General features: G+C 74.6%; 16 protein-coding genes. 7 read left to right on the forward strand and 9 right to left on the reverse strand.

The features are described from left to right. Positions 1–6: 6 nt before the first annotated feature. On the reverse strand, positions 7–2,205 hold the full coding sequence (locus ACIOJE_RS09780; protein ID WP_400774748.1) for a CDP-glycerol glycerophosphotransferase family protein: 2,199 nt from the start codon (positions 2,203–2,205) through the stop codon (positions 7–9). A gap of 748 nt (positions 2,206–2,953) precedes the next feature. On the opposite strand from ACIOJE_RS09780, the gene ACIOJE_RS09785 reads away from it, so the two are divergent. Both ACIOJE_RS09785 and ACIOJE_RS09790 read left to right on the forward strand, forming a co-directional pair. Continuing rightward, positions 2,954–3,220, forward strand: a complete 267-nt coding sequence (locus ACIOJE_RS09785; protein WP_280681189.1) for a hypothetical protein — start codon at positions 2,954–2,956, stop codon at positions 3,218–3,220. A 202-nt stretch (positions 3,221–3,422) separates the two neighbouring features. Next, positions 3,423–3,869 carry a YjbQ family protein gene (locus ACIOJE_RS09790; protein ID WP_280681191.1) on the forward strand — a complete coding sequence of 149 codons (447 nt, stop codon included), beginning with the start codon at positions 3,423–3,425 and terminating at the stop codon, positions 3,867–3,869. A gap of 32 nt (positions 3,870–3,901) precedes the next feature. On the opposite strand, the gene ACIOJE_RS09795 is transcribed toward ACIOJE_RS09790, so the two are convergent. After that, a complete protein-coding gene (locus tag ACIOJE_RS09795) occupies positions 3,902–4,519 on the reverse strand; it encodes a DUF1990 family protein (RefSeq protein ID WP_400774751.1) in 618 nt (205 codons plus the stop codon). 84 nt (positions 4,520–4,603) lie between these two features. Continuing rightward, positions 4,604–5,737, reverse strand: coding sequence for an FAD-dependent monooxygenase (locus ACIOJE_RS09800; protein ID WP_400774752.1), 1,134 nt, complete (start codon positions 5,735–5,737; stop codon positions 4,604–4,606). A gap of 211 nt (positions 5,738–5,948) precedes the next feature. Between ACIOJE_RS09800 and ACIOJE_RS09805 the strand changes: the two genes are divergently transcribed. Together ACIOJE_RS09805 and ACIOJE_RS09810 are read left to right on the forward strand one after the other, a co-directional pair. Beyond that, positions 5,949–6,989 (forward strand): TetR/AcrR family transcriptional regulator C-terminal domain-containing protein, encoded by a 1,041-nt coding sequence (locus ACIOJE_RS09805; RefSeq protein WP_400774755.1) that lies wholly within the window; start codon positions 5,949–5,951, stop codon positions 6,987–6,989. Between the two features lie 56 nt (positions 6,990–7,045). Further along, positions 7,046–7,273, forward strand: coding sequence for a hypothetical protein (locus ACIOJE_RS09810; protein WP_280679323.1), 228 nt, complete (start codon positions 7,046–7,048; stop codon positions 7,271–7,273). A 66-nt stretch (positions 7,274–7,339) separates the two neighbouring features. Here the strand turns inward: ACIOJE_RS09810 and ACIOJE_RS09815 are convergent, their stop codons facing one another. Both ACIOJE_RS09815 and ACIOJE_RS09820 read right to left on the reverse strand, forming a co-directional pair. Next, complete coding sequence (locus ACIOJE_RS09815; RefSeq protein ID WP_400774758.1) at positions 7,340–10,375, reverse strand: AAA family ATPase; 3,036 nt, start codon at positions 10,373–10,375, stop codon at positions 7,340–7,342. Further along, on the reverse strand, positions 10,372–11,541 hold the full coding sequence (locus ACIOJE_RS09820) for an exonuclease SbcCD subunit D (RefSeq protein WP_400774760.1): 1,170 nt from the start codon (positions 11,539–11,541) through the stop codon (positions 10,372–10,374). The genes ACIOJE_RS09815 and ACIOJE_RS09820 overlap by 4 nt, the downstream gene beginning before the upstream one ends. 499 nt (positions 11,542–12,040) lie before the next feature. On the opposite strand from ACIOJE_RS09820, the gene ACIOJE_RS09825 reads away from it, so the two are divergent. The 3 genes from ACIOJE_RS09825 (at position 12,041) to ACIOJE_RS09835 (ending at position 15,152) form a co-directional block, all read left to right on the forward strand. Beyond that, entirely contained in the window at positions 12,041–12,940 is a 900-nt protein-coding gene (locus ACIOJE_RS09825; protein WP_280679329.1) for a hypothetical protein, read from the forward strand. 204 nt (positions 12,941–13,144) lie between these two features. Next, entirely contained in the window at positions 13,145–13,813 is a 669-nt protein-coding gene (locus ACIOJE_RS09830) for a hypothetical protein (RefSeq protein WP_280679331.1), read from the forward strand. A gap of 544 nt (positions 13,814–14,357) precedes the next feature. Further along, positions 14,358–15,152 carry an SGNH/GDSL hydrolase family protein gene (locus tag ACIOJE_RS09835; protein ID WP_280679333.1) on the forward strand — a complete coding sequence of 265 codons (795 nt, stop codon included), beginning with the start codon at positions 14,358–14,360 and terminating at the stop codon, positions 15,150–15,152. A gap of 176 nt (positions 15,153–15,328) precedes the next feature. Here the strand turns inward: ACIOJE_RS09835 and ACIOJE_RS09840 are convergent, their stop codons facing one another. The 4 genes from ACIOJE_RS09840 to ACIOJE_RS09855 form a co-directional block, all read right to left on the reverse strand. Continuing rightward, positions 15,329–16,291: a nitroreductase/quinone reductase family protein gene (locus ACIOJE_RS09840; protein WP_400774765.1), complete on the reverse strand. Its 963-nt coding sequence runs from the start codon at positions 16,289–16,291 to the stop codon at positions 15,329–15,331. 210 nt (positions 16,292–16,501) lie between these two features. Beyond that, the gene (locus ACIOJE_RS09845) at positions 16,502–16,636 is read right to left on the reverse strand and encodes a hypothetical protein (RefSeq protein ID WP_400774768.1); all 135 of its coding nucleotides are present in this window, start codon (positions 16,634–16,636) and stop codon (positions 16,502–16,504) included. A gap of 153 nt (positions 16,637–16,789) precedes the next feature. Continuing rightward, complete coding sequence (locus ACIOJE_RS09850) at positions 16,790–17,944, reverse strand: polysaccharide deacetylase family protein (RefSeq protein WP_400775121.1); 1,155 nt, start codon at positions 17,942–17,944, stop codon at positions 16,790–16,792. Between the two features lie 306 nt (positions 17,945–18,250). Beyond that, a complete protein-coding gene (locus tag ACIOJE_RS09855; RefSeq protein WP_400774770.1) occupies positions 18,251–20,143 on the reverse strand; it encodes an AMP-dependent synthetase/ligase in 1,893 nt (630 codons plus the stop codon). Between the last annotated feature and the right edge of the window lie 302 nt (positions 20,144–20,445).

Genomic DNA, 20,445 nt, shown 5'->3' on the forward strand with positions numbered 1-20,445 from the left:
CCCGCGTCAGGACTCCACCGGGAACACCCGGCGCACCACCCGCTCCGCCGCCCCGCCGTCGTCCCACGGGCAGAACCTCGCCCGGAACCGCGCCCGCGCGGCCGGCTCCGGATCGCCCGCCAGCAGCGCCTTCGCCAGCCCGTCCGCGTCCACCGTGACCGCCCCCGGCGGCTCCGCGAACAGGTCGAAGTAGACGCCGCGCACCCGCTGGTACTCCTCCCAGTCCGGTGCGAAGACCACGACCGGCCGGTCCAGCACCGCGTAGTCGAACATCATCGACGAGTAGTCCGTCACCAGCGCGTCCGCCGCGAGGTAGAGGTCCTCCACGGTCGGGTGGGCCGAGACGTCCACGATCGCGGCCGAGCCCTCGTCCGCCGCCAGGTCGCCCGGGCCGCCGGTGTGGAAGTAGTGCGTGCGCACCAGCAGGGTGAAGTCCGGGCCCAGCCGGCGGGCCAGCTCCCGTACGTCCAGCAGTGGCAGGTAGCCGCCCTTGTCCCCTCGGTGGGTCGGGGCGTACAGCACGGCGGTGGTGCCGGGCCGCAGTCCGAACCGTTCGCGCATGGCGCGCACCTCCTCCGGTGCGGCGTTGGCCAGCCGGTCGTTGCGCGGGTAGCCGGTGTCCAGCATCTCGTACCGGCCGGGGAAGGCACGGGCGAAGTGCTCGCTGGTGTGCGGGTTGGAGGAGACCAGGAAGTCCCAGCGGTCGATGGCCTCCTGGAGCTGGTCGAAGTCCATCCCCTCGGCGGCCTCGGGGCGTTCGCGCAGGTCCATGCCCATCGCCTTGAGCGGGGTGCCGTGCTGGGTCTGCACATGGACCGTGCCCGGCCGCTTCGCCATCGTGCGCGGGAAGTTGACGTTGTTGACGAAGTACTTGGCGGTCGCCATCGCCTTCAGATAGGCGGGGGTGTTGACGATCACGTACGGCACGCCGGGCGGTATGGTCTCGGCCTGGGCGCGGTTCTCCACCACCCACACGCCCCGGATCTGCGGCGCCAGTTCCCGCGCCTTCTCGTAGATCGCCGCCGGGCTGCAGGCGTAACCCCGGTGCCAGTACGCCGCGTAGACCGCCAGGTGCTCGTCCAGTGGCAGCCGGCGGAAGGCGTTGTACGCGGTGAACCTGGCGCCGCTGCGCACGCCCTTCTTCACCGCGGGCGCCACCGCCCGTGCCCCGCGCTTGAGTTCGCGCGGCAGTCGCCCGGTGCGGCGCAGCTCCGCGTAAGCGATCCGGGCGCCGCGCGCGGCCAGCCGGTACTGCACGCCGCGCACGCCGCCGGGGTAGCGGTAGCCGGCCGGGCGGTGGTGGGTGAAGTGCCGGGCGATCTGGCGGAAGAAGTCCTTGCGCCGGTCGGCGGGGACCAGCCCGGGGGTGTCGTAGACGTTCAGCGCCTGTCGGACGGTCCGGTCGAAGACCAGGGTGCGCAGCGCGTCCGGGACGGGCCGGCCGGGGCGGTCCGGGCGGTCCAGGAAGGCGAAGATCGCGTCGTACTGGGCGAACACGTCGGCGTGCTTGGGGGAGGCGGTGGCGGTGATCGCGCCGTCCCGGCCGCGCCGGTAGAAGTAGCAGGGGCGGTCGAGGTAGCGCAGCCGCTCGGCGGCCAGCAGCGCGGGGTAGGTGACCGAGATGTCCTCGTAGTAGCCGCGGCCGAAGGAGACGCCGAGGCCCTCCAGGAAGGCGCGGCGGAACACCTTGTTCCACACCGACATCACGGTCTGGAACAGCGCCGGGTGCTCGGCCAGCGTGCAGCCCTCGACCAGCGGGGAGTCGGCCAGCACGTGGCGCCAGGGGTTGGGCTCGGTGTCGCCGTCCGGGTAGACGTGGGTGAAGCCGGTCAGCAGGACGTCGGCGGGCGTCTCGCGTGCGCGCTCCCGCTCCAGTTCGTCCAGGACCGTGCCGACCGTCTGCTCGGGCAGCCAGTCGTCGCTGTCCACGAACCAGACGAAATCGCCGCGCACCTGCGGCAGGGCGGCGGTGCGGGCGCCGCCGAGGCCTTGGTTCTCGGTGAGGTGCAGGACCCGCAGCCGGGGGTCGCGGGCCGCGTACGCGTCCAGGACGGCGCCGCAGCCGTCGGGGGAGAGGTCGTCGACCGCGATCACCTCGAAACGGGTCTCCGAGGCGGGGGTGTCGCCGAGGATCGAGTCGAGGCAGCGCGGCAGGAACCGCTCCACGCCGTGGACCGGGAGCACGATGCTGAGGAGGAGGGGCACGCTGGCCGAGTCTACCGACCCACCGGGTCCGACCTGCGGGGACATCGGGGCGGGGGCGCCTGGCGGGCGTCGGCGGGGCGATCGGCCGCCCCGGGGGCGGGCTCCGGACCCGGAGCCGCCGGTGCCGGGCCCCGAGCGGGGTGGCACCGGCAGCCTGGTGGCGGCCCGGCCGACCCTCTACGGCCGGCCGCCGGTCCGGGCACCTCGCGAGCCTGGCCACCGCAGCGTCGAGGCGGCCGGGCAGTGGCTCGCAGGAGCCGGAGTCCTTCATCACTCGAACACATGCCTGGGTGCGATCCGGCATGAGCCCGTTCTCACAGATATTGCTTGGAGTAATCCCGAGAGTCAATCCCTCGAATGTGTTCACTTCATGAAGCGTGACCGAGTCGACCGGTCGCTTTGTCGACGACCGGGAGCTGTCCCCTATATCCGTGGCCGGGTCCGGGCCGCCTCCGTCGCCGCGATCGCCGCTGTGGCCGGTGCGACCACCGGGCCGCCCGTGAGACCCCGCGCGCCGGGCGTACCCCGGGCCACCGGGCGCCGGGTCCGCACTCCGGGCCCTGCTGACGGATGGCCGGTCGTGCACCATCATTGATGCCTAGTCGTGACCGGCCTGGTGGCCCCTGGTGCATCGTCAGTTGACGCCGCACGATACGGTGGCACAACACCAAGGACGGTTGCGCGAAGGCCGTCCATCGCGGATAGTCTTCGCCTCACGGCCCTGGCGCCTCGTAGGGGTGGGAAACTGATGGAACACATGCAAGTGCGGACTCGGCCCCGCGTGCCGGCGATCCAGTGCGGTGTCGGCACGACCGGCCGTCGGATCGATCGACACCTGGCCGTGCTCGGCGCACCCGCACTCTCGGCGGTGGACACCGCCGAGGCGCTCGGGTTGATAAGGGAGCTGACGCCGCGCGGCGAGAGCGCTCCGACGGCCAGGCGCCGCCACGTGCGGGTGTCGCTGCTGGCGCCATTGCGTCGGCTGCGGCGAAGCCTCTTCGGCAGTCGCGGCTGACCTGCTCACATGCTGGACCCGGATCCCGGCGGACCACACGGACCGCCGGGTTTTCGGTGTGCGCGGGCCCCTGACCTGCGCCCGCCCACCCCGCCCCGGCTACTTTGGTCTGAACCTTTCACCCTAGTGCAGTTTGCCTCCCCGGCAAGCGGAGTCCGCGAGGTGCTGCGCGAGGCCCCCCGGCGTGGGTGAGGATGGCGCCATGGCGGACAACACCCACTCCACCCACCCGGGCCCCTTCCAGACCACCACCTTCGAGATCACCACCGGCAGCCGCGAGGTCGCGCTCGACATCACCGACCGCTGCGCCGCGTTCCTCACCGACCGGGCCGCCGGTCGCGACGGCCTGCTCAACGTCTTCGTCCCGCACGCCACCGCCGGGATCGCCGTCCTGGAGACCGGCTCCGGCAGTGACGACGACTTCCTCGACACCCTGCGCGAGCTGCTCCCCGCCGACGACCGCTGGCGCCACCGGCACGGCAGCCCCGGCCACGGGCGGGACCACGTGGTGCCCGGCCTGGTCGCCCCGCACGCCACCCTGCCGGTGATCGGCGGCCAACTGGCGCTCGGCATCTGGCAGTCCGTGGTGCTGATCGACACCAACGGGGACAACCCGCGCCGGACCGTCCGGCTGTCCTTCCTCGGCTGACCCCCGGACGGATGCTCGGCCGACCGGACGCCCTACTCGGCGGCGGGGCTGTCTGTGGGGTCGGCGACGGCGGCGGGGCCACCGGCGGGGTCGGCGGCGGGGTCGGCGACGGCGGCGGCCACCGCGGCCAGGTAGCGCTCGACCGCCAGGTGCTGGCAGAGCAGCGCGACCGGTCGGCCCAGCCGCGCGTACCAGGCGGCCAGTCTGGAGAACGCGGACACCTCGAACCACACCCCGCCGTCGGCGCCCATGGACACCAGGAACGCCTCCTCGCCGCACTCCGGGTGCCCGGGGAGGGTGCCGTACGCGAAGCCGATCCGGCCCGGATCGTCGAGCGTCCACACCACCCGGCACGGGATCACCAGCCGCGGCCACCGGCCGCCCGGCAGGCTCAGCCGCAGCAGCACCGTCGCCCCCGCCTCGGCCGGCCCGTGCGGGTACACGGCGAAGCCGGTGCCCAGCTGGCAGCCCCAGCCGAGCACGTACCGCCCGGCCCGCTCCAACACCTGCGCCCCGTGCCCCAGGTACACCCGTCGCCGCAGGTGCGCATACCCGTCCGGCAGCCGCCCGCCGAGGGTCGCGCCCACCTCGGGGTAGGAGAACCCGGCGTCGCGGGCGGCGTTCAGCCGCCGCTGAAGATCGCTGGCCATCCGCCCACCGTAGTCCCACGCCGCCCGGCCGGCGTCGGCCGGGCGGTGGGGTTTGGCCGGGTGGGGGCCCGGGGGGGGGGGCGTTCAGTCGTCCAGTGCGATGGCGTTCTTGGCGCGTTCGACGGAGGCCTCGGAGGCCGGCCCACCCGGATTCTCGGTCGCCAGCGCCTGGTTGAGCTCGACGAACGGGCGCAGCCGCCGTTCGTACCGGGCGAAGGCGCCCTGGTGGTCGTGGCCGGCCCGGGCGAGGGCGTCGGCGAGGACGTGGGCGCCGACCAGGGCGAGGCTGGTCCCCTGGCCGGACAGCGGGGAGGCGCAGTAGCCGGCGTCCCCGAGCAGGGCGGTCCGGCCCTGTGACCAGCGGTCCAGGTGGATCTGCGTCATCGCGTCGCAGTAAAGGTCGGGCGCCTCGTGCAGGGCCTTCAGCAGCCTCGGGGTCTCCCAGCGCAGCGCCGCCATCCGTTCGGCGACGAGCTGCTTCTGCGCCTCGGGATCACGCCGGTCGGTGGGCAGGGGCCCGGCCGCGAAGCCGAAGGTGACCCGGAGCTGCGAGTTGTCGCGCACCGGGTAGACGCCGTAGCCGGCCTCGCCGTCCCGCAGCCACAGCTGCCAGTCCTCCAGGGCCAGGAAGTTGTCCGCGCTGAAGATCACCAGGTGCATCCCGAGGTGGCGGGTGAAGTTCTCCTCGGGCCCGAAGACCAGGCGGCGCACGGCCGAGTGCAGGCCGTCGGCCCCCACGACCAGGTCGAAGCGGCGCGGGGCGCGGTGCTCGAAGTCGACCCGGACGCCGTCCTCGTCCTCGTCGAGCGCGGTGACGGCGTCCCCGAACACGAACTCGGCATCGGCCGCCGCCCGTTCGTGCAGGAGGCGGACAAGGTCCTCGCGCAGCAGCTCGATGTCGTCGCCGTCGAGCCGCCCGCTGCTGAAGGTGTGTTCGGTGGAGCGGTGGATCTCCCGGCCGTCGGCGTCGAGCACGGACATCCCGCGCATCCGGGTGCGGTGGGCGCGGGCCTGCTCCAGCAGGCCCAACCGCTCGATCACACCGAGTGCGGCGCCGCGGATGTCGACGGCCTGGCCGCCACGGCGCAGGCCGGGCGCGCGCTCGACGACCGTCACGGCGAGGCCCCGGCGGCTCAGCAGGCAGGCGAGCGCGGAGCCCGCGATGCCGCCGCCGGAGACGAGCACGGTCGGCGGCATGGTTTTCGGCATGGTCTTCATGGGAGCCCCCTCGGGTCGGTGTGCCGCTCGGCCTGTACGCCGTAAGCGCCTTGAATGTACGGCGTACGTTCAGGGCTGCCAAGTGCAGTTTTTCCGTTGCTGAGCTAGTTCAGTGACCGGCTTGCGAACAAGTCCGCTGGTAGGATCTGAGCTAGTACAGATTCGGCACCCGCCGAAAATGATCCGCAGTCCGTGAGGGAGCCGGCAGCACATGGCCTCGAAGCCCGAGCCCGCCCCGCCGTACCGCCGCATCGCCGACGAGATCGGGCGGCGCATCGCCGACGGCACGCTCGCCCCCGGTGGGCGGGTGCCCTCGACCCGCCAGATCGCCCGCGAGTGGAACGTCGCGCTCGCCACCGCCACCAAGGTCCTCACCACACTGCGGCTGGAGGGCCTGGTCGAGACCAGGCCCCGGGTCGGCACGGTGGTGGCCACCGGCAGCGACGCAGGCCCCGGCATCGCGGCCGGCTCCGCTTCGCGCCTCGCGCCGGGCCCCGCGTCGGGCTCCGCCACCGCGAAGGCGCTCCGGCGCCGGCCGGCCGACCCGGCGGCCCCCTCGTCCGCCGAACTGACCAGGGAGCGGATCGTCCGGGCCGCCGTCGAGATCGCCGACGGCGAAGGACTCGCCGCGCTGTCCATGCGCAGCGTCGCGGCCCGGCTCGGCGTCGCCGCGATGTCCCCCTACCGGTACGTCGGCGGCAAGGACGACCTGGTGCTGCTGATGGCGGACTCGGTGTTCGGCGAGGAGAGCTATCCGGCCGAGCCGTCGGGGCCGTGGCGGGCGAGGCTGGAACTCGGCGCGCACACGTTGTGGCGGATCTACCGCCGGCACCCTTGGCTCGCGCAGGTCGGCGCTCTGACCCGCCCGCTGATGCTGCCCGCCCTGATGGTGCACGCCGAGTGGGCGCTCGCCGCGTTGGACGGCCACGATCTCGCCCCGGAGACCATGCTCGACCTGCATGTCCTGCTCTACTGCTATGTCCAGGGGATCGCCGTCCACCTGGAACGGGAGTCCCAGGCCGAGGCTGGCACCGGTCTGACCGGGGACCAGTGGATGGACAGCCAGGGACCGGCCATGGCGGCGATCGTCTCGGGCACCCGCTACCCCGTGTTCGCCCGCGTCGCCGGCAGCTTCGGCAAGGGCAACGGCTACGACCTCGACCTGGACACCCTGTTCGCCTTCGGGCTGCGCCCGCTCCTGGACGGTGTCGCGGCCATGATCGAGGAGGCCGGGCAGGAGGCGGGGCGCTGACCGGGGCCACCGGTACCGCCTTGCGGCGGGGGCAGGAGGCGGAGTAGGAAGGCGGCATGAGCGACAGCGCGACGAACGAGGACGCGGTGGTGTGCGAGCTCGCCTCCGGCGACGGGGCGCAGGAGACGCAGGCGGCGCTGGTGCGCGATCCGGCGTCGACCGGGCCGCGGGCCGACTGCGTGCTGTGCGGGGAACCGACCGAGCTGCCCGCCGACCGGCCGGGCAGCACCCTGTGCCCGGTCTGCGCCTGGCAGCAGGCCCAGCGCAGCGCCTGCTCGGGCTGATTGGTCTGCTCCGACCGGACCGGACCGGACCGGACCGGCTGGCTGGCTGGCGCTGGGCGCTAGGTGCTAGGCGTCCTCCCGTCCGGCCAGGGCGAGGGTCGAGCCGTGGCGGCCCTTGCGGACCAGCAGCTGTGCCGGGATGCGGCTGCGCAGGTCGGCGACGTGGCTGACGATGCCGACCGCCCGGTCGCGCTCGCGCAGGCCGTCGAGGACGTCCATCACCTCCTCCAGGGACTGCTCGTCGAGGGTGCCGAAGCCCTCGTCGATGAACAGGGTGTCCAGCGGCATGCCGCCGGCCTCGTCGGTGACCACGTCGGCCAGGCCCAGGGCCAGGGCGAGGGAGGCGAAGAAGCCCTCGCCCCCGGAGAGCGTCGCGGTGTCCCGCTCGGTGCCCGTCCAGGCGTCGACCACGCGCAGGGCCAGGCCCGAGCGCTTGTTGCCGGTGCCCCGGTCGTCGCTGTGCACCAGGGTGTAGCGGCCGCCGGACATCCGGATCAGCCGGTCGCTGGCCGCCGCCGCGACCTGCTCCAACCGGGCCGCCAGGACGTACGACTCCAGGCGCATCCGGAGCCGGTTCTCGGTGGAGGTGCCGGCGGCCAGCGCGGCGAGCCGGTTGATCCGCCCGTACCGGGCCAGCGCCGGGGCCAGCTCGGCGGCGAGGCCGGCCAGTTGCCGCCCGATCGCGGCCAGTGCCGCGCACCGCTCGCCGGCCGCCGACCGGGCGGCGTGCGCCCGGCCCAGCCGGTCGGTGGCGGCGCCGAGCGCGGCCGCGGCGGCGGACAGGTCGGCCGGCGGACGGGACGCGGCCTCGGCCAGTTCGGGCAGCGCGAGCTCGTGCCGGACGGCGGCGGACTCCACGCGGTGCCGCTCCAGCCGGGCCTCTAGCCGCTCGCGCTCCGCACGGGGGAGCAGCACGGCCAGGGCCTCCCCGGGGCTCGGGAAGCCCGCGGCGGAGGCGGCCGCGGCCAGCTCGTCCTCGGCGTCCCCGAGCCGGGCCAGCGTCTGCGAGCCGGCCCGGGAGGCCTCGGCCGCGGCGGCGACCTGCTCGACCAGCCGCTCCAGCGCAGCCGTCCGCGCGGCGACGGAGACCGCCCCGCCCCGGGCGGCGGCCACCCGCTCGGCGAGTTCGCGCTGTTCGAGGTGGAGCGCCTGGAGCCGGTCGGTGCGGACGGCGGCGCGCTCCCGGGCCTCACGCAGCTCGGCGAGCCGGCGGTCCTGGTCGGCCGACAGCCGGGCGATCTCCTGCTCGACCCGGCCGAGTCCCTCCGCCGCGTGCAGCGCCTCGCGGTGCTCGCGGTCCAGCTCGGCGAGGGTCCGCGCGAGCGCGTCGGCGCCCTCCGGCCCGGCCGCCCCGGCGGCGGTGGCCTCGCGGACCCGCAGTGCGGTGAGGGCCTGGTCGGCCGTGCTCCAGGTCTGTTCGGCGGCGGCCTGGGCCCGGCGCGCGCGCTCCTCGTCGTCGGCGCCGACCCGGCCGTCGGCCGCTTCGGCGGGCGCCGGGTGCTCGGGCGAACCGCAGACCCGGCACGCCTCGCCCGCGCGCAACTGCTCGGCCAACTCGGCGGCCATGCCCGTCAGCCGCCGCTCGCGCAGGCCGAGGCTCTGCTCGCGGGCGTCCAGCGCGGCGGTGCGCAGGGTGAGGACGCGCGGCTCGGCGACGGCGATCTCGGCCCGCAGGCCGTCGCGGTCCCGGGCGGCGTCCAGTCGGGAGGTCAACTCGGCCCGCCGGCCGTCCAGTTGCTCGACGAGCGCGCCCGCGGCCCGGGCCCCGGTGTGCTGCTCCTGGAGGCCGCCGAGCCGTTCGTCGTACTCGGCCAACCACTCCTCGGCCTCCTCGGCGAGCTCGTCGGCCTGCCGGCGCTCCTCGTCCAGGCTCCGCTGCTCGCGGGCGAGTGCGGTGCAGCGCCGTTCCTCCGTCCGGGCCGCCTCCAGCCGGACCAGTTCGGCCCGCAGGCCCCGCTCGGCCTCGGCGAGTTCGGTGGCCCCGGCCTCGGCCAGCGCCGGGCCCTCGCCGCCCGCGCCGGCCAGCGCCTCGCGGTACCGGCGCTCGGCCTCCTGGCCGCGCCGGTGCGCGTCGGCCGCGCCCTCGCGCAGCCGCAGCGCGGACTCCACCCCGACCGCCGCCTGCGCCGCCGCCAGCCGCTGCCCGTCCCGGGCCGCCTCCGACTCGAACGCGGCCAACCGGTCGGCCTGGAGCACCGCCTGCCGGTGGCGGCGCTGGCGCCCGGCCAGCTCCTCGGCGGCCGCCCGCCCGCCCTGGGCGGCGCGCTGCGCCTGCTCGGCGCCCGCCAGCGCGGCCTCGGCGACGGCGAACTGCTCGGCCGCGCCGCTGCGCAGGATCGCCGCCCAGCCGAGCACTCCGGCGGTCAGGTCGGCGGCGTCCTCCTCGGCCGGCACCCAGCCCTCGGCGGGCTCGGCGGCGGGCCCCGCCGCCTGCTCGGCCTTGCTGGCGAGATCCCGCAGGCGGCGCCGGCCGGCCTGGACGGCGGCCTCCTGGGCGCGCCGCTGCTCCGCGAGCCACGCCTCGACGTGCTGGAAGCGCTCGGTGTCGAACAGCCGCCGCAGCAGCTTGCCGCGCTCCTCCGAGTCGGCCTTGAGGAAGCGGGCGAAGTCGCCCTGCGGCAACAGCACCACCTGGCAGAACTGCTCCCGGTTCATGCCGATCAGCCGGTGGATCTCCTCTCCGGCCTCCTGGTGCGACTTGCTCACCGCCCGCCAGCCGGGCGTACCGTCCCCCGCGTCGGCGGCCCACTCGCGCAGCAGGGTCTGCGGGCGCTCGACGGTGGTGCCGGTGCCGACCTTCTTCGGCCGCCGCTGCTCCGGCAGCCGGGTGATCTGCAGCCGTCGCCCGCCGAGCGTCAGCTCCAGCCGGACCTCGGTCAGCCTGCGTGGGTCGGCGTGGTCGCTGCGCAGCCGGTTGGCCCGCCGGGTGCCGGGGACGTCGCCGTAGAGGGCGAAGCAGACCGCGTCCAGCACGCTGCTCTTGCCCGCGCCGGTGGCGCCGCGCAGCAGGAACAGGCCGCCGGCGGCGAGCGCGTCGAAGTCGACGCTCTCGCTGCCCGCGAACGGGCCGAAGGCGCTGACGGTGAGCCGGTGCAGCCTCATCGGGGCAGGTCCGCCTTCCGGTCGGTGCTCTCCCGGACGCTCTCGAACCCGGCGCGCAGCCAGCCCAGTTCGTCCTGCCCCGGCTCGGCGCCGGGGCGCACGTGCCGCAGGAAGCCCTCCGCGATCTCCAGGTCGGCCCGGCCGCTGACCCTGGCCGCGTACGACCGGGAGGGTTCGGCCTCGCTCTCCTCAGGGTCGAAGAGCAGTTGGAGGGTGTGCGGGAAGCGGCGGCGCAGCTTCTCCATCGGCTCGCTCGGGCGGGCCGCGTCCGTCAGCGTGGCCTGCACCCAGGCCTGCTCGTACGGCGCGTACTCGTCCTCGCTGAGCAGCGCGTCGAGGGTGCCGCGCAGGGTGGCGAGCGGGCGCGGCTGCGGGCAGTCGACCCGCTCGGCGGTGACCGAGCCGTCGGCCGCGAGGTCGACCAGCCACATGGTCTTGCGCTGGTTCACCTCGGAGAAGGAGTAGGCGAGCGGCGAGCCGCTGTAGCGCAGGTGCGGGGCGAGGGTCTGGCAGCCGTGCAGGTGGCCGAGCGCGGCGTAGTGCACGCCGTCGAAGACCGCGGCGGGCACCGAGGCGACGCCGCCGACCGCGATGTCCCGCTCGCTGTCGCTCGCCGTGCCGCCGGTGACGAAGGCGTGCGCCAGCACCACCGCGCGGGTGCCGGCCGGGCGGGCCGCGAGATCGACCCGGACCCGGTCCATCGCCGCGCCGAGCACCGCCGCGTGCCCGCCGCGCTCCAGCCCGAACCGCTCGCGCACCAGCGTCGGCTCCAGGTACGGCAGCCCGTAGACCGCCACCGGCCCGTGCTCGTCCGCCAGCAGTACCGGGGTGGCGCACTCGCCCGGGTCGGTGCGCAGGTGGATGCCGGCCCGGCCGATCAGCCCGGCACCGACGCCGAGGCGGCGGGCCGAGTCGTGGTTGCCGCTGATGAACACCGTCGGCACGCCCAGCTCCGCCAGCCGGTGCAGCACGTCGTCGAACAGGGCGACCGCCTCCAGGCCCGGCAGCGCCCGGTCGTACACGTCCCCGGCGACCAGCACGGCGTCCACGCGCTCGGCCCGGACCACGTCCACCAGGTGGTCCAGGAAGGCGCGCTGGGCGTCGTGCAGGCTCTCCCGGTGGAAGGAGCGGCCGAGATGCCAGTCGGAGGTATGCAGCAGTCGCATGGTTCCCGACCCTAACGTCCGGCACCGACAATCCCGCCCGGATCAGTGGCCCCGGGCGTCCCGGGGCGACGGGTGTTCGATTACTCGGGGTGGATTGTCAGTGGCTCTGTGTATGTTCCTGGCTGTCGGCGGCTCCGGGGGTCGGAGCGGTCGGCGGTGTGCGGTGCTGGGCGAGCGGGTGGGAGGAACCATGCGGGTGTGGTCGTTGGGTGGTGCGGGCTTCGGGGTTTCGGAGGGCTGCGGGGGTCTCGGGGACGGTCGGGCCTCCGGGGGCGCCGGCGTGCTCGGGCGGTCGCGGGTCCGTCGGCGGGTGCTGCTGCGTGCCGGGCGGAGGTCCGGGGCGGGCGGAGGGGTGGACGGTGGGTCGGGCGGTGGGTCGGGCGGTCCCGGCGGGGCCCGGCCGCCGGGTGGCGACCGGCCGCCGGGTGGCCGTGCGGGCGGGCCAAGTGCGCGGGGGCGGCGCGGAGGGCGGGTCCGGGGCGCTCCGCCGCCGCAGCCGGTGGCGCTCGCGCTGGCGGCGGCCGCCGCCGACTTCGCCGGGCTCGCGCGGTACGGGCTGTTCGGCCGGCTCGGCCACCAGGAGTACCTGCGGTGGGTGGAGGAGCAGCTGAGAGCCCTGCACGGGCAGGGCCTGGAGGTGCACCTGCGGGTCCTGGAGGCGGGTGACTACGAGGACTACTGCACGGCGCTCGGCCTCGATCCCCGGGCGCCCGCCGCCCGGGTCGCGTACGCCGGGGATCCGGAGCTGGCCGGGGAGCCCTTCGTCTACACGGGGGAGCCGCTGGCCGAGTTGCTCCCGGTCCTGCTGGACGACCACCGGGCACGGGTGCGGATGTCCGTCGCCGGCGCGGCCCTGCTGGAGGCGGTCGGCGACGATCCGGGCGGGGAGCGGCGGCTGGCGGCGGTGATGGGGTACGTGACGTCCGCCTACCTCGCGCTGGCCGAGGGCGCGGGGGAGGGCTGTCACCTGCTGACGCTGCGCTGCCACGGTCCGGAGGACGGCGAGGAGCTCACCTCGGCGGTGGACGTCTGCGTGGAGGCGGGCGGCCTGTACGCCACCGGGCGGGACACCGAGGCGTTCTGCGTCACGCTGGCGGCGGGCGTGGCCGCCGGCGGGGCGGGGGCGCTGCTGCTCCACGGCGATCCGGGCGTTCCGGCGTCCGGGGCCACGGTGTACCCGGCCCCGGCGCCCGGGGCCTCGGCGTCCGACGGGCCGTGGGTGCGCGGTTGGGCGCTGGCCGACGGGCGGTTGCGGCCGATGACCGTCCACGAGGTCTTCGACGAGCTGGCCGACGACGCCGCGCGCGGTCTGCCCTTCCCGCCCGGGGTGGTCCCGCGACCGGGCTTCCCGCTGCCCGGCTTCGCTGCGCCGGGGGAGGGAGGTGAGCGGCTGGGGTGACCAGGGGGTTTCCGCCCTCGCGTCCACCATGCGGCGCTGGGGACTGTTCATCGACCGCCTGTTCGGGGAAGATTCGGAGAAGATCAACAGCAGGAGCGTGCGGTTCCCCACGCCGCCGCTCCGGCCGCTCCGCTCCGTACCGTGCCCCGCAGGTCAGTCCCGCGCACCACCGGTCCGGCGAGCCCGACACCGAGAGGGGGACGCATGAGCCGGATCGAGTACAGCGCGGAGATCGCCGAGCTGCTCGGCAGGGTGCGCCGGCGTCCCACCGCGGGGTGGCCGTGGCGGCCGGGCGAGGAGGTGCCCGACGGGCTGCCGGTGAAGCAGTCGTGGGGGTGGCTGTTCGCCCCGGACGGGCGGGTGCTGACCCTGGTCAACCCCAGGGACGGGATCTGCTCGCTCCCCGGCGGCTCGCTGGAGCCGGAGGACGCCGGGGATCCGTCCTCCGCCCTGGCCCGGGAGGCGGCCGAGGAGGCCCAGGCCGTGATCGGCCGGCCGTACTACCTCGGCTACCTCTACGACCGGGTCGGCTCGGCGAACGGTGGGCACGAGTGCGCGCGGGTCCGGATGGCGGCGGCGCTGCGGTCGGTCGGTCGGTCCGCGCCCGACCCGGCCTCCGGTCGGCACTACCGGCGGCTGCTGGTCGCGCCCGGGCTCGCCGTCGAACTGCTCGGCTGGGGCGCGGCCGGGCTGCGCCAGGCCCGGGCGGCGGTCGCCACCGCCTCCCGCAGGCTCGGCGTGCCCGTCGCCGCGAACGAGACGATCGAGGAGCTGCCGGTGGAGGGTTGTGTGGTCTTCCCCGGCGCCGTCTATCCGGACGCCGCCCACTCGAGTGAGCCTCGGCCCAGCGAGTCCCGCCCGGGCCTCGGGTAGCCCGGCGAGGGGCGGCTGGGCGGATCGGCGACGGTCGCCCGGCATGCGGCGCGTCCGGCATGCGGCGCGTCCGGGGTAGCGGGCCCGAGGCGGCGTGTCGGGGGCGGCGTGTCCGGGGCGGCGTGTTCGCGCGGCCCGCTCCGCCGCAGCGGGGTGTAGCCGAGCGGCCTCGCAGCCATCCGCCTGATCGGCGGTCAGGGGTTCGGGCCGCGAGCCGGGAGCCGCGTGCGCCGAAACCACCCGAGTCCACCGTCAGGGGCCCGACGGTGTGGGGGTCGCGCCGGTGTGCTGGCCGTGACGGTTTCCTGGCCGCGCTCTGACCGCCGACTGACCACTTGCTGACTTTTTCGCCGACCACCGTCTACGCGCGATGACCGACGCCCATCGACGTACACCGGCGCTGACCAGCGCCAACTCACGCCCTGTGGACGGCGGTTCACTTTTGCGTTGTCAGACGGCCCGTCAATGTCCTTGGCATGACCGCTTCCCGGTTCACCTACTGCCTGGTATTCCTTCTGTGACCAGTGCCACACCAGGAGGTGTCATGCTCCGCCCAGCTCGTGCCCTGTCTGTCGCCGCGATAGCGGCTCTCCTCACTCTCACGACGCTCTTCACCGCGTCATCCGCGAACGCGGCCGGTGTCAACTATGTCGCCCTCGGGGACTCCTACTCCGCCGGTGTCGGCGCCGGCAGCTACCTGAGCGACAGTGGTAGCTGCAAGCGGAGCACCAACGCGTACCCGTACCTGTGGAAGAACGCGCACTCGCCGTCCTCCTTCTCCTTCGTCGCCTGTTCCGGCGCCAGAACCGGGGACGTGCTCAACCAGATCTCCGCGCTGAGCTCCAGCACCACGCTGGTCAGCCTCTCGGTCGGCGGCAACGACGCCGGCTTCGCCGACACCATGAAGACCTGCGTGCTGGACTCGGACAGCGCCTGCCTCAACGCCGTCAGCGCGGCCCAGTCCTACGCCCGCAACACCCTGCCCGCCCAGCTGGACAAGGTGTACTCGGCGATCCACGCCAAGGCCCCGAACGCCCACGTCGTGGTGCTGGGTTACCCGCACCTCTACAAGATCGGCGGCAGCTGCATCCTCGGCATCGGCGACACCAAGCGCGCCGCGATCAACGGCGCCGCCGACACGCTGGACGACGTCATCGCCAAGCGAGTCGCCAACGCCGGCTTCAGCTTCGGTGACGTGCGCAGCATCTTCACCGAGCACGAGATTTGCGGCTCGCTGACCACCTGGCTCAACAGCACCACCCTGCCGGTCGACGAGAGCTACCACCCGAAGGCCGCCGGCCAGTCCGGTGGCTACCTCCCGGTCTTCACCCAGTCGTAACGGCTCGGCGTCGGCGCACCGGCCGGGTGGTCACACCGCCACGCCGCCGCACCGTTGCACTGCCACAACGCCGGACTGCCGCACCGCCGCAGCGCCGCAGCGCCATGCGGACACGCGGACACGCGGCCGTCGGCCCCTCCCCGAGCACGGGGAGGGGCCGACGGCCTTCGCAGGTCTCAGCCCCCCGACGGGCCGGGCCGGACCGGCGGGAACGGGATCCCGGCGAGCGTCGGCAGCAGTTCCGCCTCCTCGTAGTCGAGGTGCGCCTCCAGTTCGGCCGACATCCGGTCCAACTCGGCCCGGAGCCGGTCCGGTTCGGTGACCTCGATCCCGGCCAGCAGGGCCACCAGCTCCTCCTTGATCCGCCCGATGACCAGGTGCTGCTCGCCCAGCCGCGCCAGCACCTCGGCCAGTTCCGGGTGGTTGCGCGCCAGCGCGGGGAAGATCGCGGCGTCCTCACCGGTGTGGTGGTGGGTCAGCCCCTCGCAGAAGGCGAGGCAGTGCTGGCGCAGTTGGAGCCCGAGCCCGGCCGGGCGGCCCGGGACGTGCGCGTGCGCCTCCTCCCGGACGTGGCGCAGCTGCGCGCGCAGCCAGGTGTGCGCCTCAAGCAGCTTGTCGGCGAGGCTGCGCACCTCGCGCTCGGGCGTCTCGGGCCGTTCCAGCACCACCACCGGCAGCTCGCGCCCGGCGCTCGCCTGGTAGTCGCCGTACCCGGGCGCCTGCCGGACGACGGCCGCGAACAGCCGCTCCCGGCGGGCGCCTTCGGCCGGCACGGCGATCACGTCGAACGCCTCGGTGCCGAGTTCGACCCGGACCACCGGCCGGGCGAGCAGGTTGCGGTACCACTGGGGATGGTCCGGCGCCCCGGCCGCCGAGGCGATGACCAGGAGCAGCCCCTCCGCCCGGACGTACCCGAGGGGCACGGTGTGCGGCCGTCCTGAACGGGCCCCGGCGGTGGTGAGCAGCAGCAGGTCGCCGCCCTCGAACGGGCCACCGACCCGCCCGCCGTTGGCACGGAACTCCTCGATGACGTTCTGGTTGAACCGGTTGGCGTGGTTGGGGCGGTCGATGTGGTCAGGACGGTTGGAGTGGTCGGAGTCGTCGGGACGGTCGACGTGGCCGACAGGGTTCGTGGACATGGACATACGTGTGGGTGAAGTCTCCTGCAGGGTTTGGGAGTCACGGCCACACGCGGTGCATGGGCGCGCACGCGGACACCGCGGTGACCGCCTACGTCAGATCAGGGCAGCGGAGAAAGTGCTCATCGCGCATCGTCCCTCGGGAAAGGTGCCGGCTCGGCTGCCGGCCGGCCCACTGCTCTGTGGCCGACGCCGCGCTGCACGCCCCCATTAGAGCGGCGCCGCGGACACCCTGTCAACGAGCAAGATCGCGAACGGGCGGGAGTGGAGGCCGTCGTGGACCGTATCGTCGACCTCGACCTCGACCTCGACCTCGACCTCGACCTCGACCTCGACCTCGACCACGCCGCCGAGCGGATCGCCGCCCGGGCCCGGCGCGGGTGCTGCTGCACGTACCCGCCCACCACGGGCGCCGCTCCGCGTATCGGCACCGCTCTACGTACCCGACGCGCCGCCGTTCCCCCGGCGACGTCGGCGCGTCGGGCCCGCGTCGGTGCGTCAGCGCAGGTAGTCGACCAGCCCGGCCGGCTTGAGCCCGGCCGCGTCGGCGGCGGCGAGGGCGCGCTGGAGGTCGGTGGCCAGGGTGTCGGTCCAGTGCATCAGCACGACGTCGCCCGGCTGCAGGGTGCCCGGGTGCCAGATGCTGGACGCGCCCCAGCTGAAGTCCGCGTCGGCGGTGAGCACGGTCCGGATGCCGCAGTCGGCGGCGGCCTGCAGGGTGTCGGCGTTCCAGGCGAAGTACGGCGGGCGGAAGACCACCGGCGCGGTGCCGAAGAGGCGGGTCATGGCGTCACGGGCGTCGCAGATCTCGACCTGCTGTTGCGCCTGCGGGAGCGTGGTGAGGTCGGTGTGGGAGACGCTGTGGTCCTGGATCGAGGAGCCGGGCACGGTCGTGACGCGCTGGAAGAAGCCGGGGTCGGTGCCGGCCGGCATCGGCAGCGGGAAGGCGGTGATCGGCAGCCGGTGGTCGGCGATGAACTTCTCCGCCTCCGGGGTGCGCTGCCACCCGTCGTCGACGGTGAAGAAGACGACCTTGTCGCTGGTGGGCACGGATCCGGCGGCCACCGCCGGGGCGGGTGCCGGGCCGTCCACCCGGACGTCGTCGACCGAGAACGGGCCCTGCTGGTACCAGCCGTGGACGTACAACCGGACGCTGTGCGCACTCGGGCCGGTGGTGAACCGGGTGGTCAGCTGCTGCCAGCCGCCGCCGGTGGTCTCGGTCCAGGCCGGGGCGACGTCCCGACCGGTGCCGGTGGCGCCCAGGTAGACGAAGGCGTCACGGACCCAGGCCGAGGCGGTGTAGGTGGTGTCGGGCTGGACGGCCACGGTCTGCGCGCACTCGCCGGTGGAGTCGGCGTTCGCCGGGGTGACGGTGAGCGCGGAGGTGCCGGAGTGCGCGGCGGCGGTGGTGACGGCCGCCTCGGCGGGGCCTCCGGTGCAGCTCCAGCCGGGGACGGCGCCCCAGTCGGCGAGGTTGGGGGCGGGCAGTTCGAAGCCCGGATTGGTGGCCAGGTTGACGCTCGGGCCGCTCGGGCTGCTCTGGCTGGTCGGTCCGCCGGCCGGGGCGGGCCCGGGGCCGGCGGAGGCCGCCGGGGCGGTGAAGGTGGTGAGCAGCACGACGGAGGCGGCCAGCGCGGACAGGCGCGTGGACATCGACACGAGAGGACTCCTGCGTGTGGGGGACACGCCCGTGGGGAGGGCGTGGCGGAATCGGGACCCTGGAATCGGGACCGTGGAACCGGGACCGTGGAACCGGGGCGCTCCCGGAGGGGCGGGAGCGGATGGTGCGCCGCACTCGGACCGAGGAGAAACAATGGACTGGACCAATCGGCCCGTCAAGGGAACGGCCGGTGAATCGACGCCCACCGCGCCTGCGGCAAAAGGGCAAGACGGTCCGTCAGGGGCGGTGTGGTTCGGCACCCCGAGGAGGGTGGGGTGGGGGACGGACGGCCCCGCGGGTCAGGGGACGTACAACTCCGCGACGTCCTCGGCGTAGTACTCGGCGATCGCCGCCCGGCGTAGCTTCAAGGAGGGCGTCAGCAGCCCCTGCTCCTGGCTGAACTCCCGCGGCAGCAGCCGGAACGCGCGGATCGACTCGGCCCGGGACACCGCCGTGTTCGCCGCCGCCACCGCGCGCTGGACCTCGGCGTGCAACTGCTCGTCCGCCAGCACCGCCCACGGGTCCAGCTGCTCCCGCCCGTGCGTCTTCAGCCAGTGCGCCAGCGCCGCCGGGTCGAGCGTGATCAGCGCGGCCACGTACGGGCGGTCGTCGCCCACCACCAGGCACTGGGAGACCAGCGGATGCGCCGCCACCCGCTCCTCCAGCGCCGCCGGGGCCAGGTTCTTGCCGCTGCTGGTGACGATCAGGTCCTTCTTGCGGCCGGTGATGGTCAGGTAGCCGTCCTCGTCCAGTCGGCCCAGGTCGCCGGTCCCGAACCAGCCGTCGATCAGCGACTCCGCCGTGCACTGCGGGTGGTTGAGGTACCCGCCGAAGACGGATCCGCCGCGTACCCACACCTCGCCGTCGTCGGCGAGGGCCACCGACGAGCCCGGCAGCGGCTGCCCGACCGTGCCGGGCTTCTGTCGTCCGACCGGGTTGGCGGTGATCGCGGCGGAGGTCTCGGTCAGCCCGTAGCCCTCGTACAGCTGGAGGCCGGCGCCGGTGAAGAAGAGGCCGAGTTCGCGGCGCAGCGAGGAGCCGCCGCACATCACGCTGCGCACCCGGCCGCCGAGTACGGCCCGCAGCCGCTGGTAGACGGTCCGCTCGTAGGCGAGGTGGCGCAGCCGCAGCCCCGGGCCGGGGCCGGGCCCGCGGCCGAACGCCTTCTGCTCCCGGGCGGCGGCCCAGTCGACGGCCACCTGCCGGGCCTGCTCGAAGAGTTCGCCGCGACCGGCGTCCTCGGCAGCCCGCCGGGCCTGCTGGAAGATCTTCTCGAAGACGTACGGGACGACGTGCAGGAAGGTCGGTCGGAAGGACTCCAGTGCGGGCAGCAGCGCCTCGGTGGAGACCTCGGGGATGTGCCCGATCCGGAAGCCGCCGCGGATCGCCGCGATCTGCACGACCCGTCCGTAGACGTGGGCCAGTGGTAGGAACAGCAGGGTGGACGGCTGGCCGCCGCCGGTGTCGTGGAAGGCCTCCCGCCAGCCGCCGAGCAGCGCGTCGGCCTCGGCGGCCAGGTTGGCGTGGGTGATCAGGCAGCCCTTGGGGCGGCCGGTGGTGCCCGAGGTGTAGACGACGGTGGCGATGTTCCCGGCCGCGACGCCGAGGCGCCGGCGGTGCACCAGCGAGTCGGGCACGCCGCGGCCGTCCTCGGTGATCGCGGCGACGCAGTCGCGGTCCAACTGCCAGATGCCGGTGAGGTCGGGCAGTGCGTCGCAGACCGCGCCGACCGTCATCGCGGCGTCCTCGTCCTCGACCAGGCAGGCCACCGCCTGGGTCTCGGCGAGGATCCACCGTACCTGTTCGGCCGCCGCCGTCGGGTAGACCGGGACGGTGATCGCGCCTATCGACCAGAGCGCGTAGTCGAACAGCGTCCACTCGTAGCGGGTGCGGGACATCAGCGCGACCCGGTCGCCGTAGCGCACGCCCCGGGTGAGCAGGCCCTTGGCGAGGGCGAGCACCTCGTCGCGGAACTCGCGCGCGGTGACGCCCTGCCACTCGTCCGGTGAGCCGACGAGGTCGGCGGGGCCGCCGGGGCCGCCGGGGCGGGCCGGGCCGACGGGGCCCGCGGGGCGGGTGCGGCGGGCCAGTTGCACCAGGTCCGGGGTGCGTTCGGCGGTGTCGTACAGCGAGTCGGCGAGTCCTCCGGTGGCCTCGGGCCCGGCCACGGCGGGGGTGGTGAACTCGCGCACGTTCCCCCCGTTCGCCTCTCGCGGCCGCACTGCCTGCGCCGGCACTGCCGGGCCGCGCAGGTGGAGCGAAACTATCGGATCGGCCTGTCACTGCCCAGGGTTGTGACCGTGGCGCGACGATATCGGCACCGCTCCCCACGAAAGGTGTCGTCCCGGGGGAGGAACCGCGTACGTTCGGTGGCCGGGGCAAACCGGGCGCCGGCGGATGATCCGGACACGGGTCGACGGCGACCGGGACCCGATCCTGACGTGTGCGGGGCAAGCCGGGGAAGTGGACCGGTTCGACCCTCGAACGAGTGGTC

This window comes from Kitasatospora sp. NPDC087861, assembly GCF_044742585.1.
GTDB lineage: Bacteria > Actinomycetota > Actinomycetes > Streptomycetales > Streptomycetaceae > Kitasatospora.

Coding starts and splice junctions, on each gene's coding strand:
- ACIOJE_RS09785 (WP_280681189.1), top strand. CDS start 2,954: ATGGAACACATGCAAGTGCGGACTCGGCCCCGCGTGCCGGCGATCCAG.
- ACIOJE_RS09790 (WP_280681191.1), top strand. CDS start 3,423: ATGGCGGACAACACCCACTCCACCCACCCGGGCCCCTTCCAGACCACC.
- ACIOJE_RS09795 (WP_400774751.1), bottom strand. CDS start 4,519: ATGGCCAGCGATCTTCAGCGGCGGCTGAACGCCGCCCGCGACGCCGGG.
- ACIOJE_RS09800 (WP_400774752.1), bottom strand. CDS start 5,737: ATGAAGACCATGCCGAAAACCATGCCGCCGACCGTGCTCGTCTCCGGC.
- ACIOJE_RS09805 (WP_400774755.1), top strand. CDS start 5,949: ATGGCCTCGAAGCCCGAGCCCGCCCCGCCGTACCGCCGCATCGCCGAC.
- ACIOJE_RS09810 (WP_280679323.1), top strand. CDS start 7,046: ATGAGCGACAGCGCGACGAACGAGGACGCGGTGGTGTGCGAGCTCGCC.
- ACIOJE_RS09815 (WP_400774758.1), bottom strand. CDS start 10,375: ATGAGGCTGCACCGGCTCACCGTCAGCGCCTTCGGCCCGTTCGCGGGC.
- ACIOJE_RS09820 (WP_400774760.1), bottom strand. CDS start 11,541: ATGCGACTGCTGCATACCTCCGACTGGCATCTCGGCCGCTCCTTCCAC.
- ACIOJE_RS09830 (WP_280679331.1), top strand. CDS start 13,145: ATGAGCCGGATCGAGTACAGCGCGGAGATCGCCGAGCTGCTCGGCAGG.
- ACIOJE_RS09835 (WP_280679333.1), top strand. CDS start 14,358: ATGCTCCGCCCAGCTCGTGCCCTGTCTGTCGCCGCGATAGCGGCTCTC.
- ACIOJE_RS09840 (WP_400774765.1), bottom strand. CDS start 16,291: ATGTCCACGAACCCTGTCGGCCACGTCGACCGTCCCGACGACTCCGAC.
- ACIOJE_RS09850 (WP_400775121.1), bottom strand. CDS start 17,944: ATGTCCACGCGCCTGTCCGCGCTGGCCGCCTCCGTCGTGCTGCTCACC.